Origin of the sequence: Streptomyces sp. NPDC088730, from assembly GCF_044751215.1 — a bacterium.
GTDB lineage: Bacteria > Actinomycetota > Actinomycetes > Streptomycetales > Streptomycetaceae > Streptomyces.
This window is the reverse complement of record NZ_JBIVLK010000001.1, coordinates 55184-71455: the sequence shown is the minus strand read 5'-3', so window position 1 is coordinate 71455 and position 16272 is coordinate 55184. Positions and strand designations below refer to the sequence as shown.

12 protein-coding genes and 1 other RNA gene are annotated in these 16272 nt (G+C 71.6%); all 13 read right to left on the bottom strand.

Annotated elements, in window-relative coordinates; genetic code table 11:
- Nucleotides 1-338: 338 nt before the first annotated feature.
- Nucleotides 339-2726 (bottom strand): HelD family protein, encoded by a 2388-nt coding sequence (locus ACIP89_RS00260; RefSeq protein WP_402112107.1) that lies wholly within the window; start codon nt 2724-2726, stop codon nt 339-341.
- A 117-nt stretch (nt 2727-2843) separates the two neighbouring features.
- The gene (locus tag ACIP89_RS00255; RefSeq protein ID WP_401933086.1) at nt 2844-3452 is read right to left on the bottom strand and encodes a CGNR zinc finger domain-containing protein; all 609 of its coding nucleotides are present in this window, start codon (nt 3450-3452) and stop codon (nt 2844-2846) included.
- Nucleotides 3453-3567: 115 nt separating this feature from the next.
- Nucleotides 3568-4152 (bottom strand): GNAT family N-acetyltransferase, encoded by a 585-nt coding sequence (locus tag ACIP89_RS00250; RefSeq protein ID WP_401921728.1) that lies wholly within the window; start codon nt 4150-4152, stop codon nt 3568-3570.
- Nucleotides 4153-4763: 611 nt separating this feature from the next.
- Nucleotides 4764-5906 carry a uroporphyrinogen-III synthase gene (locus ACIP89_RS00245; RefSeq protein WP_402113428.1) on the bottom strand — a complete coding sequence of 381 codons (1143 nt, stop codon included), beginning with the start codon at nt 5904-5906 and terminating at the stop codon, nt 4764-4766.
- A gap of 128 nt (nt 5907-6034) precedes the next feature.
- Nucleotides 6035-7366, bottom strand: coding sequence for a nitrate/nitrite transporter (locus tag ACIP89_RS00240; RefSeq protein ID WP_402112105.1), 1332 nt, complete (start codon nt 7364-7366; stop codon nt 6035-6037).
- A 127-nt stretch (nt 7367-7493) separates the two neighbouring features.
- Nucleotides 7494-8909, bottom strand: a complete 1416-nt coding sequence (locus tag ACIP89_RS00235; RefSeq protein ID WP_401933080.1) for an acyltransferase family protein — start codon at nt 8907-8909, stop codon at nt 7494-7496.
- The gene (locus tag ACIP89_RS00230; protein WP_402112104.1) at nt 8906-11101 is read right to left on the bottom strand and encodes a glycosyltransferase; all 2196 of its coding nucleotides are present in this window, start codon (nt 11099-11101) and stop codon (nt 8906-8908) included. The genes ACIP89_RS00235 and ACIP89_RS00230 overlap by 4 nt, the downstream gene beginning before the upstream one ends.
- Complete coding sequence (locus tag ACIP89_RS00225; protein ID WP_402112103.1) at nt 11102-11812, bottom strand: hypothetical protein; 711 nt, start codon at nt 11810-11812, stop codon at nt 11102-11104. It abuts the gene before it with no gap.
- Nucleotides 11813-12127: 315 nt separating this feature from the next.
- Nucleotides 12128-12515: a transfer-messenger RNA gene (ssrA, locus tag ACIP89_RS00220) on the bottom strand.
- 121 nt (nt 12516-12636) lie between these two features.
- A complete protein-coding gene (smpB, locus tag ACIP89_RS00215; RefSeq protein ID WP_401921711.1) occupies nt 12637-13125 on the bottom strand; it encodes an SsrA-binding protein SmpB in 489 nt (162 codons plus the stop codon).
- 18 nt (nt 13126-13143) lie between these two features.
- Entirely contained in the window at nt 13144-14331 is a 1188-nt protein-coding gene (locus ACIP89_RS00210; RefSeq protein WP_401933072.1) for a S41 family peptidase, read from the bottom strand.
- A gap of 67 nt (nt 14332-14398) precedes the next feature.
- On the bottom strand, nt 14399-15316 hold the full coding sequence (ftsX, locus tag ACIP89_RS00205) for a permease-like cell division protein FtsX (protein ID WP_371772885.1): 918 nt from the start codon (nt 15314-15316) through the stop codon (nt 14399-14401).
- Nucleotides 15317-15339: 23 nt separating this feature from the next.
- Nucleotides 15340-16029: a cell division ATP-binding protein FtsE gene (ftsE, locus tag ACIP89_RS00200; RefSeq protein WP_024489199.1), complete on the bottom strand. Its 690-nt coding sequence runs from the start codon at nt 16027-16029 to the stop codon at nt 15340-15342.
- Between the last annotated feature and the right edge of the window lie 243 nt (nt 16030-16272).

Here is a 16272-nt window from a genome sequence, read left to right as displayed (position 1 = left end):
CTACCGGTGGGTAGCCGGTAATGACTGCCGCACTTCGGAAAGTTGTTTCCACCATACGAGATATGAGGGGTCCAGCGGAACCCCTGAAGGCGCACCTCCGGGATGCCGGTGGGCCCGTAAACAGAAACAGACCCACGTCACCGGGGGGTGACGCGGGTCTGTCTTCTTCGGTTAAGCGGCACCGGCCCGCCATGCTCGCCTCGCGGCAAGTGGTCGCTCGAAGCGACTAAGGTTGGGCCCGGGGGCTTGGATCGAGCCGATGCCGACTCCAGGCTAACAAACACCCCGGAGAAGTGATTCCCTCCGCGCGGGTTGACTCCGAAGAGGGCCGCCGGGCGTCAGTCCCTCAGCAGGTCCGGCACCCCGTCCTCGTCGGGCAGGTCCCGCTCCCCCGAGACCACCGTGAGCTGCTGCGTCGCCCGCGTCAACGCGACGTACAGCACCCGCAGCCCCGCCGGGGACTCGTCCGCGATCTCCGCGGGCGAGACGACCACCGTGGCGTCGTACTCAAGGCCCTTCGCCTCCAGGCTGCCGAGCGCGACCACCCGCTCGCCCAGCTCCGCGAGCCACTTGCGCGCCTGCGCCCGCCGGTTCATCGCGACGACGACGCCGACGGTGCCGTCCACCTCGCCGAGCAGCCGCCGCGCCTCCTCGCGCACGGTCCCGGCCAGATCGCCGTCCCGTACGGTCTCGAAGCGCGGCCGCACGCCGGTGGACCGGACGGCGGCCGGTGACTCCATGCCGGGCATCGCGAGCGCGAGGACCTTGGCGGCCAGCTCGGCGATCTCCGCCGGGTTGCGGTAGTTGACGGTCAGGGTGAAATTCCGGCGCGGGCGGTTGCCGAGCGCCTCGTCGCGCGCCGCGGCCGCCTCGTCCGGGTCGGACCAGGAGGACTGCGCCGGGTCCCCGACGATCGTCCAGGTGGCGTGCCGGCCCCGGCGGCCGACCATCCGCCACTGCATGGGCGTGAGGTCCTGCGCCTCGTCGACGATGACGTGCGCGTACTCCGTGCGCTCCGCCGCGAGCCGCTCGGCCCGCTCCCACTGGGTCTCCTCCCGCTGCGGCATCAGCTCCTCCAGACCGGTGAGGTGGTCCAGCGGATCGAACTCCCGCTTGCGCTTGGGCCGGTTCGGGGTGCCGATCAGGTGCTGCAACTCGTCCAGCATCGCCACGTCGTGGACGGACAACGGCCCCTGGCCCGCGCTGTCGAGGCGTTTCAGGGAGCGCGCGAGCCGGCGCACCTCGCCCTGGTTGAGGGTCCGCCGTGCCCAGCGGGCGAGCCGCTTCTCGTCGGACATCGCGGCGAGCACCCCGCGCGGGGTCAGCTCGGGCCACCAGGCGTTCAGGAACGCGATGAACGGCGCCTCGGTGGAGACGTCCTCGTCGAACGACGAGCGCAGTTCGACGGCCAGCTCCGGATCGGTGTAGCGGCCCCGGCCGGACGACCTGCTCCACAGCGCGTCCAGCAGCAGTTTGCGGGCGCGCGGGCGCAGCAGGTTGACCGGTGCGGTTCCGCTGAGGACGTTGTTCCGGATGCGCCGGAGCTCGTCCTCGTTCAGCTCGACCCGGGCGCCGAAGGCGACCACCCGGAGGCGGGTGGGCGTGGCGGCCTCCTGAGGGGTCTCCTCCGGTGCCTCCTCACCGAACGCCAGCTGGCCGTCGTCCCCGGCGGCCGGCCTGACCACCGGCTGCTCCAGCGCCCCGCGGGCCGCCTTGCGCAGCACGTGCAGGATCCGGGAGGAACCCTTGATCCAGGCGACGGCCGGTTCGTCGTAGGTGGTGGCGCCCTCGATGCCCGCCGCCTCGTCCGACAGCGAGCCGACCGCGCGGATCGCGACCTGGCCCTCCTCACCGAGCGAGGGCAGCACCCCCTCGGTGTACGCGACCAGCAGCGGCGTCGGAGAGACGACGAGGATGCCGCCCGCGTACCGCCGCCGGTCCTGGTAGAGCAGGTAGGCGGCCCGGTGCAGGGCGACCGCGGTCTTGCCGGTGCCGGGGCCGCCCGAGACCTCGGTGACCGAGGCGGCGGGGGCCCGGATCACCTGGTCCTGCTCGGCCTGGATGGAGGAGACGATGTCCCGCATGGTGTGGCTGCGGGCCTGCCCGAGCGCCGCCATCAGCGCCCCGTCCCCGACGACGGGGAGCTTCTCGCCCTCCAGGTAGCCGGTCAGCTCGGGGCGCATCAGGTCGTCCTCGACGCCGAGGACCCGGCGGCCCTTGGAGCGGATCACGCGGCGGCGTACCACCCGGCCCGGTTCCTTCGGCGTGGACCGGTAGAAGGGGGCGGCGGCCGGCGCCCGCCAGTCGATGACCAGGGGCGCGTAGTCGGAGTCGAGGACCCCGATCCGGCCGATGTGCAGCGTCTCCGCGATATCGGCGGTGCTGTCCTCCCGTACTGCGTCGTCGGCCGGCTCCACGGAGGTGAAGGCGCCGTCGGGGCCGCGCTCGCCGTCCTTGCCGAGCAGCAGGTCGATCCTCCCGAAGAGGAAGTCCTCGAACTCGCTGTTCAGCCGGTTGAGGTGGATTCCGGCCCGGAACACCTGGGCGTCGCGTTCCGCGAGTGCTCCCGGTGTCCCGACCTGGCCGCGTTTGACGGCATCACTCATGAGAAATTCCGCCTCGTGGATCTTCTCCTCAAGGCGGTGGTACACACGGTCGAGATGTTCCTGCTCGACACCGATTTCCCGGTCCCGCAACGAATCGACAGCGGCATCCTGCGCGGCCACCGAGACCCCCTTCTGACGTGCATTGGGCAGCCGTCAACCCTATGCGACGCGGAGCCCGTCGCGCACCTGCCACGAGCATGTGATCTCGCCGGTGCCCGGACAGGGGCCGGAGGGGCGTCACGGCGCCGTGGGCCGCCCGGCCGGGTCCGCGTTGCGCCGCCGGTGCCGGGCGACCCGTTCGCGGTTCCCGCACACCTCGCTGGAGCACCAGCGCCGGCGCCGGCCGCGCGAGGTGTCCAGGTAGATCCGGCGGCAGTTGTCGCCCTCGCAGCGGCGCAGGCCGCCCAGCGCCACCGGGTCGGTGAGGAGCTCCACCGCGTCGCGGGCCACGGTGGCGAGCAGCGCCCGGCAGTCGGGTTCGGTGCTGAGCCCGCGCACCAGGGCGCCGCTCCCGGTGCGCACGGCGCGCACTCCGGGCGGCGCCCCGGCGGCGAGCGCGTTGACGCGCTCCAGGGCTCCCTCGGCTCCGCGGCCGCCGAGCTGGGCGGTCAGCAGCCGGTCGACGGCGGTCCTCAGCTGGCGGAAGAGCAGCAGCCAGTGCTGGTCCACGGCGGTGAGCCGGGTGCCCTGGGGTACGGCTCCGGAGGCCATCAGCCAGTGGGCGAGCCGCTCGGGCCGGTCCAGCGGGTCGGGGGCGTCGGCGCGGCCGGCCCCCGTCGCCACCAGGTCCAGGCAGAGCCGCCCGGCGTCGAACCGCCAGTCGCACGATCCCTTGCGCGTTGCCATGCGCATGTCACCGCCTTGGGTCCGGCCCGACGTCCCCACCAGAGTGCCCCTCCGGGACCCCGCCCGTAACCCCTGCCGCCGCGCGGACACCGTACGGGCCGCGCGGGGCGGGGGCTCAGGCGCCGGGCGCGGCCGGTGCGCCGGTGACCGGGCCGTCGTGCAGGATGCGCTGGAAGAGCCGGTGGTCGCGCCAGTCGCCGTCGATGTGCATATAGCGCGGGACCGTCGCGAACTCCTCGAAGCCGCACTTGGTGAGCACCCGCTGGGAGGCCGCGTTGTGCAGCAGCGTTCCCGCCTGGATCCGGTGCAGCCGCAGCTCGTCCCGCGCCAGGTCGCAGATGAGCCGCACCGCGGTGGTGGCCAGGCCCCGGCCCGCGCACTCGACGTCCACCCAGTAGCCGAGCGTGGCGCTGCGGAACGGTCCGAGCACGATGCCGTCGAGGTTGAATCCGCCGACCGCCCGGTCCTCCTCGTCGGCCAGCACCCAGGACCGCGCACGCCCCGCCGCCTGGTCGGCCAGGATTCCGGCCAGCCGCTCGCGCTGCCCCTGCTCGGTGTAGAAGGTCTCGGGCCGCCGGGGCTCCCACGGGCTCATGTACGTACGGCTGCGGGTCAGCGCCGCGGCGAGGGAGGCGGCGTCGGACTCGGTGACGGGACGGAGCCGTATCCCGGGGTCGAGCCGGTGGATGTCATTGATCATCCCAGCACGGTAACCCGGCCCCGGACGCCCACGCGCAGGGAGCCGCGCGCCTGAGCGACGGAGCGGGAGCGGCCGCGCGAACCGTCTGGGACCATGGCGACCAGCCAGGCCGACCGGCCGCACCGCGCCCTCCGCCGCCTCGTCCCCGGCGCCGCCGCCGGCACCACCGGACTCCCCGCGGGCACGTTCCACGTCTTCTCCTGCGTGGTCACGCCCGCGCTGGGCCGCAGCGAGGACCGGGCCTTCACCGAGGTCACGCAGAACATCAACGACGTCATGGAGACCCGGTGTTCTTCGCCGGATTCTTCGGCGCGCTGGTCCTCACCGCGGTGGCCGCCCGGCAGCGGCGCCGCTCCCCGGACCGCGCGGGTGGCTCCTCGCCGCGCTCGCGGTGTACGCCTTCGCCTTCCCGCTCACCTCGGGCGTCAGCGTCCCGCTCGACGACGTGCTCGCGCGGGCCGGCCACCCGGCGCGCATCGCCGGCCCGGCCACCGTGCGGGACCGGTTCGAGGACGCGTGGGCCGCCCCGGACCGCCGTGCGGGCGCTCCAGTGCACCGCGGCACTGGCCCTCCCGCCGCGGGCCCCGCACCCTGACGGTGCGCCACCTCCCTCAGGAGTCCGAGTACTTGGCGTCGGCGGCCGGGTCCAGGGCCAGCCGGTAGCCCCGCTTGACGACCGTCTGGACGATCCTGGGCACCCCGAGCGCGGTGCGCAGCCGGGCCATGGCCGTCTCCACCGCGTGCTCGTCCGTGCCGCTGCCCGGCAGCGCGCGCAGCAGTTCCGCGCGGGCCACCACCCAGCCCGGCCTGCGGGCCAGGGTGTGCAGCAGGGCCATCCCGGCGGGCGGCACCGGGCGCAGCTCGTCGTCGACCAGGACGGCATGGCCCCGGATCTCGACCCGGTGGCCCGCGATGGGCAACGCCCTGACGCGGGACGGCAGTTCACGGCAGAGGGCCTGGACGAGCGGGCCGAGCCGGAAGCGTTCCGGCTGGACGGTGTCGAGCCCGTGGGCCTGCAACGGCAGGGCGGTGACCGGTCCGACGCAGGCCGATACGACGTCCTCCCGCAGCGCGCCCAGGAGTTCGGGAAGCATGCCGCGCTCCTCCGCCCGGCGCAGCAGCGAGGCCGCGGCGGGGGCGCTGGTGAAGGTGAGCGCGTCCAGGCCGCGGGTGGCGGTGAGGTCGAGGAGCCGGTCGAGCGGGGTGATGTCCTCGGGCGGCATCCAGCGGTAGACGGGGACGCCGATGACCTCCGCGCCCGCCGCCCGCAGCGACTCGACGAAGCCGGGGAGCGGTTCGCCGTGCAGCTGGAGGGCGATGCGGCGGCCCTCGACGCCCTCCGCGAGCAGCCGTTCCAGTACTTCGGCCATGGACTCGGAGGCGGGTGACCACGCCTCGGTCAGCCCGGCGGCCCGGACCGCGCCCTTGACCTTGGGGCCGCGCGCCAGCAGCTCGACGCCGCGTAGCCGGTCCAGCAGCCGGTCCCCGATCCCCCAGCCGTCGGCCGCCTCGATCCAGCCCCGGAAGCCGATCGCGGTGGTGGCGATGACCACGTCGGGGACGCTGCCGATGAGCTCCTCCGTGGCGGCGAGGAGTTCGCTGTCGTCGGCGAGCGGCAGGATCCGCAGGGCGGGGGCGTGCACCACGGTGGCGCCGCGCCGCCGCAGCAGCGTGGCGAGCTCCTCCGCCCGCCGCGCGGCGGTGACGCCGACCGTGAAGCCCGCGAGGGGCCCGTGCTGTTCGTCGTCGTGCATATGGTCTACCCGGCTCTCGTCCCGCTGCTCGATGGTGCGGAGGACCGAGACTGTCAACGCCGCGTGACAGGCTCGGTTCGCCCGTATTTCCCGCCCGTTACGTCACCCGGCAGGGCCCTGGGCCATCATCACACCTCGGCGTAGCTGAGCTGCGGCTTCGCCGGCACCGGAGCCGTGCGGCGAAGGTATACCGCCCAGGTGAGTACGGAACACACCCCGTAGAAGGCCAGGAAGGACCAGAAGGCGGACGTCCCGGTGCCCGCGTTCTGGAAGGACTGCCGGAAGGCCAGGTTGATGCCGAGCCCGCCGAGCGCCCCGACCGCGCCGATGAGCCCCATGGCCGCGCCGGACAACCGCCGCCCGTGCGCCGCGGCCGCCTCACCGCGCAGGCCCCGCGCGATCGCCTTGGCGTGGAAGATGCCCGGGATCATCTTGTACGTCGATCCGTTGCCGAGGCCGCTCAGTACGAAGAGCGCGGTGAAGCCGGTCAGGAAGACGGTGAGCGATTCGATGCCGGAGGCGTATACGACGACTGCGGTCGCGGCGGCCATCGCGACGAAGTTCCCCGTGGTGATGCGGGCGCCGCCGTACCGGTCGGCCAGCCGGCCGCCGACCGGCCGGATCAGGGAGCCCAGCAGCGGGCCGAGGAAGGTGAGCGAGGCGGCCTCCAGCGGGGTGCGGCCGAACTGGGTCTGGAGCACCAGGCCGAAGGCGAAGCCGTAACCGATGAAGGAGCCGAAGGTGCCGATGTAGAGCACCGCCATGATCCAGGTGTGCGGGTCGCGGACAGCCTCCCGGGCGGCCCCGGTGTCGTTCCGCACGGGCGCCAGATTGTCCATGAGGTACGCGGCGCACAAGGCGGCGGCGACGATCAGCGGGATGTACGCGCCGAGCACGATCCGCGGATGCCCGGCACCCGCCGTCCCGATCACCAGCAGCCCGGCGAGCTGCACGACGGGCACCCCGACGTTGCCGCCGCCCGCGTTGAGCCCGAGCGCCCAGCCCTTCTCGCGCAGCGGGAAGAAGGCGTTGATGTTCGTCATCGAGGAGGCGAAGTTGCCGCCGCCGACGCCGGTCAGCGCCGCCACCACCAGGAACGTGGTGTACGAGGTCCCCGGCTCCATCACCACGCAGGCGGCGACGGTCGGCACCAGCAGGGTGAACGCGCTGAACACGGTCCAGTTCCGGCCCCCGAACCGGGCCACCGCGAAGGTGTAGGGCACCCGCACGACCGCGCCCACCAGGGTCGCGGTCGAGATCAGGAAGAACTTCCCGGCCGGGTCCACCCCGTACTCCGGTCCCATGAACAGGACCATCACCGACCACAGGGTCCAGACCGAGAAGCCGATGTGCTCGGAGAGGACGGAGACCCACAGGTTCCGGCGGGCGATCCGCTCGCCCCTCTCCCGCCAGAACGTCTCGTCCTCCGGCTCCCACCGCTCGATCCAACGGCCAGCCATCACGCGCCTCCACAGGGGGTCGGGGTGTTGTCCCGAACCTAGGGAGCGCGCGTTTCGGCGTGGTGCCGTGAGGTGACCGGTGCGCAACCTTGCTCTCACCGGGGCACGGGCGCCCCGGTGAGGGAGGTCACCGGCCGCGCCGCCCGGGGGGCCCGGCCGGTTCCGGTGTGCCGCGTCCGGCGGTCCGCTCCGGCCGGCCGTTGGGCCAGAGCCGGGGGCGCCGCTTCGCCGCGACGTCCTCGACCCAGCCGACCGCGACGATCATCACCCCTGTCAGCGGCCAGATCAGGATCAGCATCAGCACGTTGTAGGACGCGTCGATGTAGGTGCCGAGGTGGTCACCGACCCACGGGACGTTCCACAGCTGGTCGATGATCGGCATCGTCGCCATGAACAGCAGGTTGTGCCAGAGGTAGATCGTCACGGCCCGGTTGTTGGCGAGGGTGATCGGGCCGTCCCAGTCGGCCAGCCGGCCGGGCAGCTGCTTCCACGAGGGCGCGTACTGGAGCAGGATCGCGCAGAAGCCGAGTGACCAGGTGGCCTGGGCGAGCGGGATCTCGTCGAGGTTCCAGCCCTCCTCCGTGAGGTGTCCGGACGCCCACCAGAGACCGAAGGCCATGACGACGGCGGCGGAGGAGACCGTGATGTAGCGCGGGACCTTCTTCAGCAGCCCGTCGTTGTGGGCGAAGCCCAGGATCCAGCAGGCGCCGAACGTCCCGAAGTCGACGAGCGCCTCGCCGGTCGCCCCGTCCACGGTCACCAGGCCGGTGCCGATGACGGCGGTCAGGCCGATCGGCGCGAGCATCGTCACCCGGGGCAGCCTGCGGAACGCCTTCAGGAGCAGCGGTGAGGCCAGCACGAACCACAGGTAGGCGCGGATGTACCAGAGGGGGCCCGCCGCCTGCTCGGCCCACGACTGTTCGAGGAACCCGCTCTCGGAGCCGCTCTCCCAGGGGAACGGCGGCGAGCCGACCGGCAGGATGTAGCAGCCGAGCTTCAGGAACCACCAGATGCCCTCGTCCCGTACCGGCTTGAGGCCCATCACGAACATCATCGGTACGACGAGCGCGGCGAACGCCCACATCGGCGGCAGCAGTCTGCGCAGCCGGCCGCGGATGACGCTCCGGGCGGGGCGGGCCAGCGACCGGGCCATCAGGGAGCCGGCCAGCGCGAACATCACGCCCATGGACGGGAAGAGGATGGTCAGCCAGGCCCAGCCGAAGAGGTGGAAGACGACGACTCGGACCAGCGCGACGGCCCGGAGCAGATCGAGGTAGCGGTCACGGCCGCCCGCCTCCGCCGGGGCGTCCGCCTTCGCCGGGGCGTCCGCCGGCTCCGTCGGCCGCTCCCCCGGCGGCTCCTCCGCGGCTGTCTCCGGAGGCAGCGCGTACCGGCCGCCGGCGGGCTGGTGCGGCACCTGCGCCGCGGGCGGGTACGGCCCCTGCTTGGCGGGCGGGTACGGCGACCGCACCGGGAACGGCACCGTGTGCGGCTCCCCGGGCGGCTGCTGCGGGTACGCGGAGGGATGGCTGGGGTGGGTCATGCGACGGGCCTCCGGTCGTTGCTGCTGCCGCGCCGCTGGCCGGTCATCGCGCCGGGCGCCTCCACGACACCGGTGCGGCGCAGCTTCTGCCAGCGCAGCCGGCCGCCGGTGAGAGCGGTGATCCAGGACTGGAGCAGCACCACGTACATGAGCTGCCGGTAGAGGATCTGCTGGAGGGGCAGCGAGATCAGATGCGTCATGCGTTCCCGGTCGAGCCGGAAGGCGTACGCGGCGCAGACCGCCTGTACCGCGAGGACGCCGAGCCAGGCGACGATCGTCTTCTGGGTGGGCCCGAAGACGATTCCGTACAGCAGGAAGACGTCGATGAGGGGGGCGAGCAGCGGGGCGACGACCATGAACAGGGCGACGAACGGCAGCCCGACGCGGCCGAAGCGGCCGGAGGGGCCGCGCTCGATCACCGCGCGGCGGTGCTTCCAGATGGCCTGCATCGTGCCGTACGACCACCGGTAGCGCTGCGACCACAGCTGCTGCACGGTCTCCGGCGCCTCGGTCCAGGCGCGGGCGTTCTCCGCGTACACGACGCGCCAGCCGTCCCGGTGCAGGGCCATCGTGACGTCGGTGTCCTCCGCGAGGGTGTCCTCGCTCATGCCGCCGATCCGGTCCAGCGCCTCCCGGCGGAACGCCCCGACCGCGCCGGGGATGGTGGGCATGCAGCGCAGCAGGTCGTACATCCTGCGGTCGAGGTTGAAGCCCATCACGTACTCGATGTGCTGCCAGGCCCCGATCATCGAATCCCGGTTGCCGACCTTGGCGTTGCCCGCGACGGCCCCGACCCCCGGGTCCGCGAAGGGCTGTACGAGCTCGCGGACGGTGGACGGCTCGAAGACGGTGTCCCCGTCCATCATCACGATGATGTCGTGGCGGGCGTGCGCGATGCCGTTGTTGAGGGCCGCGGGCTTCCCCGCGTTGCGCTGGCGCACCACCCTCACGTTCGGCAGCCGCATCGCCTCGACGATGTCCGCGGTGCCGTCGGTGGAACCGTCGTCGATCACGATGACTTCGACCGGACGGTCACTTGCCATCAGGGAGCGCACCGTGTTGGCGATGCACTCGCGTTCGTTGTACGCGGGCACCAGGACGGTCACCGGGCGGGCCACCGGTTCGCCCCGGCCGAAGCCCCGGCCGCGGACCCGGCGCGCGTGCGCGAAGGAGAGCAGCAGCATCAGCCCGAAGCGGGCGATGACCAGCACCCCGATGACGGCGAGACCGGCCACCATCACATCGGTGATGTGGTCCGCGACGCCGACGGCGTGGACGAACGCCCTGCCCTGCCACAGCGCGATCCCCGTGACGGGGGTGTGCGCGCTGGGGGCGCCGAGGGCGGCGGTGAGGTTGGTGAACTCGTAGCCCTTCCCCCGCATCCCGGGCAGGAAGCGGTCGAGCGCGGCCACGGTCTGGGAGCGGTCGCCGCCCGAGTCGTGCATCAGGACGATGGCGCCCTTGCCGTGCTTGGGGGTGGCGTTCTCGATGATGGCGCGGACGCCGGGGCGCTTCCAGTCCTCGCTGTCGGTGTTGTTGACGACGGTGAGGTAGCCGAGGCCGCCGATGTACTGGGTGACCGGCCAGGACCTGTCGTCCATGGCATCGGCGAACGAGGAGTACGGCGGCCGGAACAGCGAACTGCGGATTCCGGCCGCGCCCGCCAGCACCAGCTGGTTCTGCGCGAGCTCCCAGTCCACGCGGGTGTGCGACTGGTAGGAGAGGTCGGGGTGGTTGAAGGTGTGCAGCCCGACCTCGTGCCCCTCGTCGACCATGCGCTTCACCAGCTCGGGGTAGCGCGAGGCCATGGTGCCGGTGACGAAGAAGACGGCGTGCGCGTGGTGCTCCTTGAGCTTGTCGAGCACGCGCGGGGTCCACTCCGGGTCCGGGCCGTCGTCGAAGGTCAGCACGATGCGGTGATCGGGGATGCGCAGGGACTTGGCCGGTTCGCCCGCGCTGCGCGCGTCGATGACGGGTCCGCCTTCGAGGACCTGCTCGGGCACCGTGCCGGTCGCCGCCGGTGGCCGGATCCGGTGGTCGGCCAGGATTTCGCTGTGCACGTAGCCGCGCAGCATCAGCATGGCGAGCAGGGCGACGAGGAGCAGGAACGGCAGGAGATAGCGCATGGGAAGCCTGCGCCGCCGGGTCCGCTTCTCGCGGTTGTGCCTGCCCCGTGTGACGGGGGTGGTCATCTAGTTGGCGCCTTCTTGCTCTGCCACGGGAGGGTCGGCGGACTCGGCGGGAGGCGGCGTCGTGGTGGTGTCCGACGGCTCCGGCTCCGGCTCCGCGGGAGGCGTTTCGGTACCGGTGGCGGGCGGCGCCGATGCCGTGGTGCCGGCGGACGACGCGGTGCCGTCACCACCGGTGGTGGCCTCCGCGCGGTCGCCGGCCGGTACGACGGCGGCGGGTGCGGGTGCGGAGGAACCGGTGCCGGGGGCCGTGGAGCCGGCCGCGGCGGAGCTGCCCGGCAGTACGGGGGCGCTGCTTCCGGCCACCGGTGCGGCCGGCGAGGAGCCGGCCGGCGTGCCGGGCACCGCGGAGACGTCCGCGCTCCCGGCCGGCGCGGGCGGCACCCGGACCTCGTCCGCGTTCCGGTGCTCCTCCCGGCCGGAGAGCGGCAGGAACGGGGCGCTGGAACTGCCGCCGAGGACGGTGCCGACGAGCGTCACCGCGAAGCAGACGCAGACCGCCGCGACCACCCAGCCGAACCGCCGGAACGTCTTGCTCCGGCGCCCGCTCTCGTCGACGAATACGGGGCCGTCGGAGCCTTCCGGAGCGCCGGGTTCCGGCAGCAGCTCGGAGAGCTGGCGTCCGAGACCGTCAAGTTGGACGGTGACTTCGTTCGGCTCGTGTGTGTGGCCCGTATGGGCACCTTCACGCCAAGTTTCCACTGTTGTACGCACTTCCCCCACTCAAGATCGGGTGCGCGCAACTGACCGGTTATCTGCCGCCGGACCGGGCCCCCACCCTGTCCGCGCGCCCCCCTGCCACGGTTCACCCGGGCGATGAACGTAGCTCAGCCCGAGGGGACCGTGACCCCACTCTCCGGTGTCGTTCATCAAGAGGGGTGTACCTGATGCGTACCCGTCGCGCGTGCGCCAGAACACGCGCCCCCGCACGCCCCCGCACGTCGGCCATGGCCTGCGGCGGGCCTGCCCGCAGACACAGAAACGAGGACCCCGTTGCCGGTGGCAACGGGGTCCTCGTTCACATGGGAATTGTGGAGATGGCGGGAATCGAACCCGCGTCCAACGGTGCGGAATCAGGGCTTCTCCGAGTGCAGTTCGCTACGCTTTTCTCGGCCCCGGAGGTCACGCGAACAAGCCTCCGACAGGCCCAGTCACTGTTTGATTTCCTTCAGGGCCCCGTGACCGGGCCTAGAAGTTTAGATCCCTTAATGATGCCAGGATCCGGGTCGGGATCACCCCCGGGCTGACACTCCGCAGAGTCTTCGCTTAGCTGCTAATTAGGCAGCGAGGGCGAAGGCGGAGGAATCGCGCTTGGAATTGGCGATTATTGGTTGCGACATATGGTTAACGAGATCATTGCCGCTTCCTCGACTCGCTTCCCCTGCTTCGACATCCGCTGTCGAAACCGATCATCCCCATGTTGATTTTTCAAAGGTGGTACACACCCCGTGGGGTGCAGTGCCATCGTACGTGACCAACGTACGCCGATGCCAGCGTATTCCCGGCGGACCGGCCGCCGGCCGCCGGGACCGGCCCGGTCAGGCGGCCCGCTGGCGGCGGCGCGCCGCCGAGATCGCCCGGTTCGTCTCCCTGGTGTCCTGCTTCTCGCGCAGCGTCTGCCGCTTGTCGTACTCCTTCTTGCCCTTCGCCAGCGCGATCTCGACCTTGACCCGGCCGCTGCGGAAGTACAGGGCGAGCGGCACGATCGTGTGGCCGGTCTCCGCCGCCTTCGACTCCAGCTTGTCGATCTCGGCCCGGTGCATCAGCAGCTTGCGCTTGCGCTTGGCGGAGTGGTTGGTCCAGGTGCCCTGGACGTACTCGGGGACGTGGATGTTGTGCAGCCACGCCTCGCCGCCGTCGATCTGCACGAAGCCGTCCACCAGGGAGGCCCGGCCCATGCGCAGCGATTTGACCTCGGTCCCCATGAGTACGAGGCCGCACTCGTAGGTGTCGAGGATGGTGTAGTCGTGGCGCGCCTTCTTGTTCTGCGCGATGATCTTGCGCTCTGGGTCCTTTTCCTTAGCCATAGTGCGGCCATTTTCGCACTACGACCCACCCCCGAGGCCACTCAATACCGTCTCGGCCCTCTTCTGGGCCCCCGAGCTCACCGCGAGGTCCGGTGTGATGCCCCGGTCGTCGACGCTGCGGCCCGCCGGAGTGCGGTAGTGGCCCACGGTCAGCTCGGCCACCGAACCGCCCGCGAGCCTGCTCGGCATCTGGACGGAACCCTTGCCGAAGGTGCGCGAACCGACCGTGACCGCGCGCCCCCGGTCCTGGAGCGCGCCGGTCAGCAGCTCGGCCGCGCTCATCGTGCCGCCGTCTATGAGGACGACGACGGGGCGCTCGGTGTCGCCCCCCGCGTCCGCGTACAGGGCGCGCTGCTCCCCGTGCACGTCGTAGGTGGCGACCAGGCCGCCGTCCAGGAAGGCGGAGGCGGCGGTGACGGCCTCCGTGACCAGCCCGCCGGAGTTGCCGCGCAGGTCCAGCAGCACACCGGCGCCCGCCGGTGCCTTCCGGACGGCGTCCCGGACCCGGGTGCCGGAGCCCTTGGTGAACGAGCCGACCTCGATCAGTACGGCCGCGCCGGAGTCGGGCCGCTCCGGCCCGAGCCGCCGCACGGTGACCGCCTCCGTGGTGAGCCGGGCCCTGCGCAGCGTCTCGGTCCGGCTGACGGAACCCCGCTGCATCCCGAGCACCACGGCGCTCCCCTCGGGCGCGCCCTCGCGGTCGCCGCGCAGCAGGGCCACCACGTCGGAGACCGGGCGCCGGTCGACCCGGCTGCCGTCGACCGTGCGGATCAGGTCGCCCGCGCGGACACCGGCCCGGTCCGCGGGGCTGCCCGGCTGGACCCGGGCGACCGCGACCAGCCCGTCGGCGGAGCGTCTGGCGGCGATCCCGACGCCCGTGTACGAGCCGTCGAGGGCCCGCTCGAACTCCTGGTACTCCCGCTCGTCGTAGACCGCGCCCCAGCGGTCCCCGCTGCGGCTGACGACCTCCTCGGCCGCCTCCGTACCGGACTTGCCGTCCGCCACCGCGTCGGCCGCGGCGTCGGCCACCGCGTCGCGGTCCGCGACGGAGGCGACGGACCGGGTCTCCGCGTCCCGGCTCCGCCCGTCGCCGCGGGGCAGCGAACCGGTGGCGGCGCCGGTGGCGAGCACACTCGCGAAAACCAATGTCAGGGCAGCCCCGCGGCAGAGGCCGCGGGGCCCTGGACGCTGCACGGGGCCGGACATGTCGCCTAGCCTAGGACAAGGCTCCGGGGCGCACGGGCTGTTGGCCGTGCGCCCCGGGAGGTGATCGTCATACCTTGAGGTACTTGCGCAGCGCGAAGAGTGCGGCAACCGCGGGCATCAGCAGGCCGATCGCCAGTACCAGCGGGAGCTTGGTGAGCACCGCGTCCCAGCCGATGAAGTCGATCAGGTTCAGCTTGTCCTTGAGCGCCAGGCCGCCGTCGATCAGGAAGTAGCGCCCGGCCAGCAGCATGACGCAGGCCAGTACACCGCCGATCAGCCCGGCGAACGCGGCCTCCATGATGAACGGCATCTGGATGTAGAAGCCGGAGGCGCCGACGAGCCGCATGATGCCCGTCTCCCGCCGTCGGCTGAACGCGGAGACCCGCACGGTGTTCACGATCAGCATCAGCGCGATGACCAGCATCAGCGCCATCACGAACAGCGCGGCGACGTTCATGCCGTTCATCAGGCCGAAGAGGTTGTCCAGGATGCTTCTCTGGTCCTGGACCGACTGCACCCCGTTGCGTCCGGCGAACGCGGTCGCGACGACCTTGTACTTCGTCGGGTCGTGCAGCTTGACGCGGAACGACTCCGGCATCTGGTCCGGCGTGATGTTGCCGGCCATCGGGGAGTCGCCGAACTCCTCCTGGTAGTGCTTGTACGCCTCGTCGGACGATTCGTACGTCACCGTCTCGACGACGTCCATCTTCTTGAGATCGCCCTCGATCTCCTTCTTCTGCTGCGCGGTGACAGCGCCCTTGGCGCACTGGACCACCGTCTCCGCATCACCCTTGCCGCAGAGGTAGATGGAGACGTTGACCTTGTCGTACCAGTAGTCCTTCATCGTGCTGACCTGCTCGCGCATGAGCAGCGCGCCGCCGAACAGGGCAAGCGAGAGGGCGACGGAGACGACGACGGCGAAGGTCATCGTGAGGTTGCGACGGAGGCCGACGCCGATCTCCGACAGGACGAACTGGGCGCGCATGGCGTCCTTTCAGTACTCGGTGCTCAGTGCTGGTAGCCGTAGACGCCGCGCGCCTGGTCGCGTACGAGACGGCCCTGCTCAAGCTCGATGACGCGTTTGCGCATCTGGTCGACGATGTTCTGGTCATGGGTCGCCATGATCACGGTGGTGCCGGTCCGGTTGATCCGGTCCAGCAGCTTCATGATGCCGACGGAGGTCTGCGGGTCGAGGTTGCCGGTCGGCTCGTCCGCGATCAGCAGCATGGGCCGGTTCACGAAGGCCCGCGCGATCGCCACGCGCTGCTGCTCACCACCGGAGAGCTCGCCGGGCATCCGGTCCTCCTTCCCGCCGAGACCGACGAGGTCGAGGACCTGGGGGACCGCCTTGCGGATCTCGCCGCGCGGCTTGCCGATCACTTCCTGGGCGAACGCCACGTTCTCCGCGACGGTCTTGTTGGGAAGCAGCCGGAAGTCCTGGAAGACGGTGCCCAACTGGCGCCGCATGTGCGGCACCTTCCAGTTGGACATGCGCGCGAGGTCCTTGCCCAGGACGTGGACCATGCCCTGGCTGGCGCGCTCCTCACGGAGGATGAGTCGCATGAAGGTGGACTTGCCGGAGCCGGAGGAGCCCACCAGGAAGACGAACTCGCCCTTCTCGATATCGAGAGACACATCCCGTAGAGCGGGACGGCTCTGCTTGGGGTAGGTCTTGGAGACGTTGTCGAATCGGATCACGGATGCACCACGGTCGGCCGGGAGTAGGTGAGCGTGACCATACGCGAACCGGACTGACGCGTGCAGGCGCGCGTACCGGGATGGGTGATTTATGCCGGAACGCAAGCGGACGCGAACCGGGAGCTTCCGTTACCTGTCCGGCGGGCCGCGCCGAAATCCTCGCGAGCTGGCACAGTGGTAGGGGAACGGTCGCGTTTCCGTGAGCGTTGTGCGGAGGGACAGCTTGTGCGGCTCCGCCGCGCG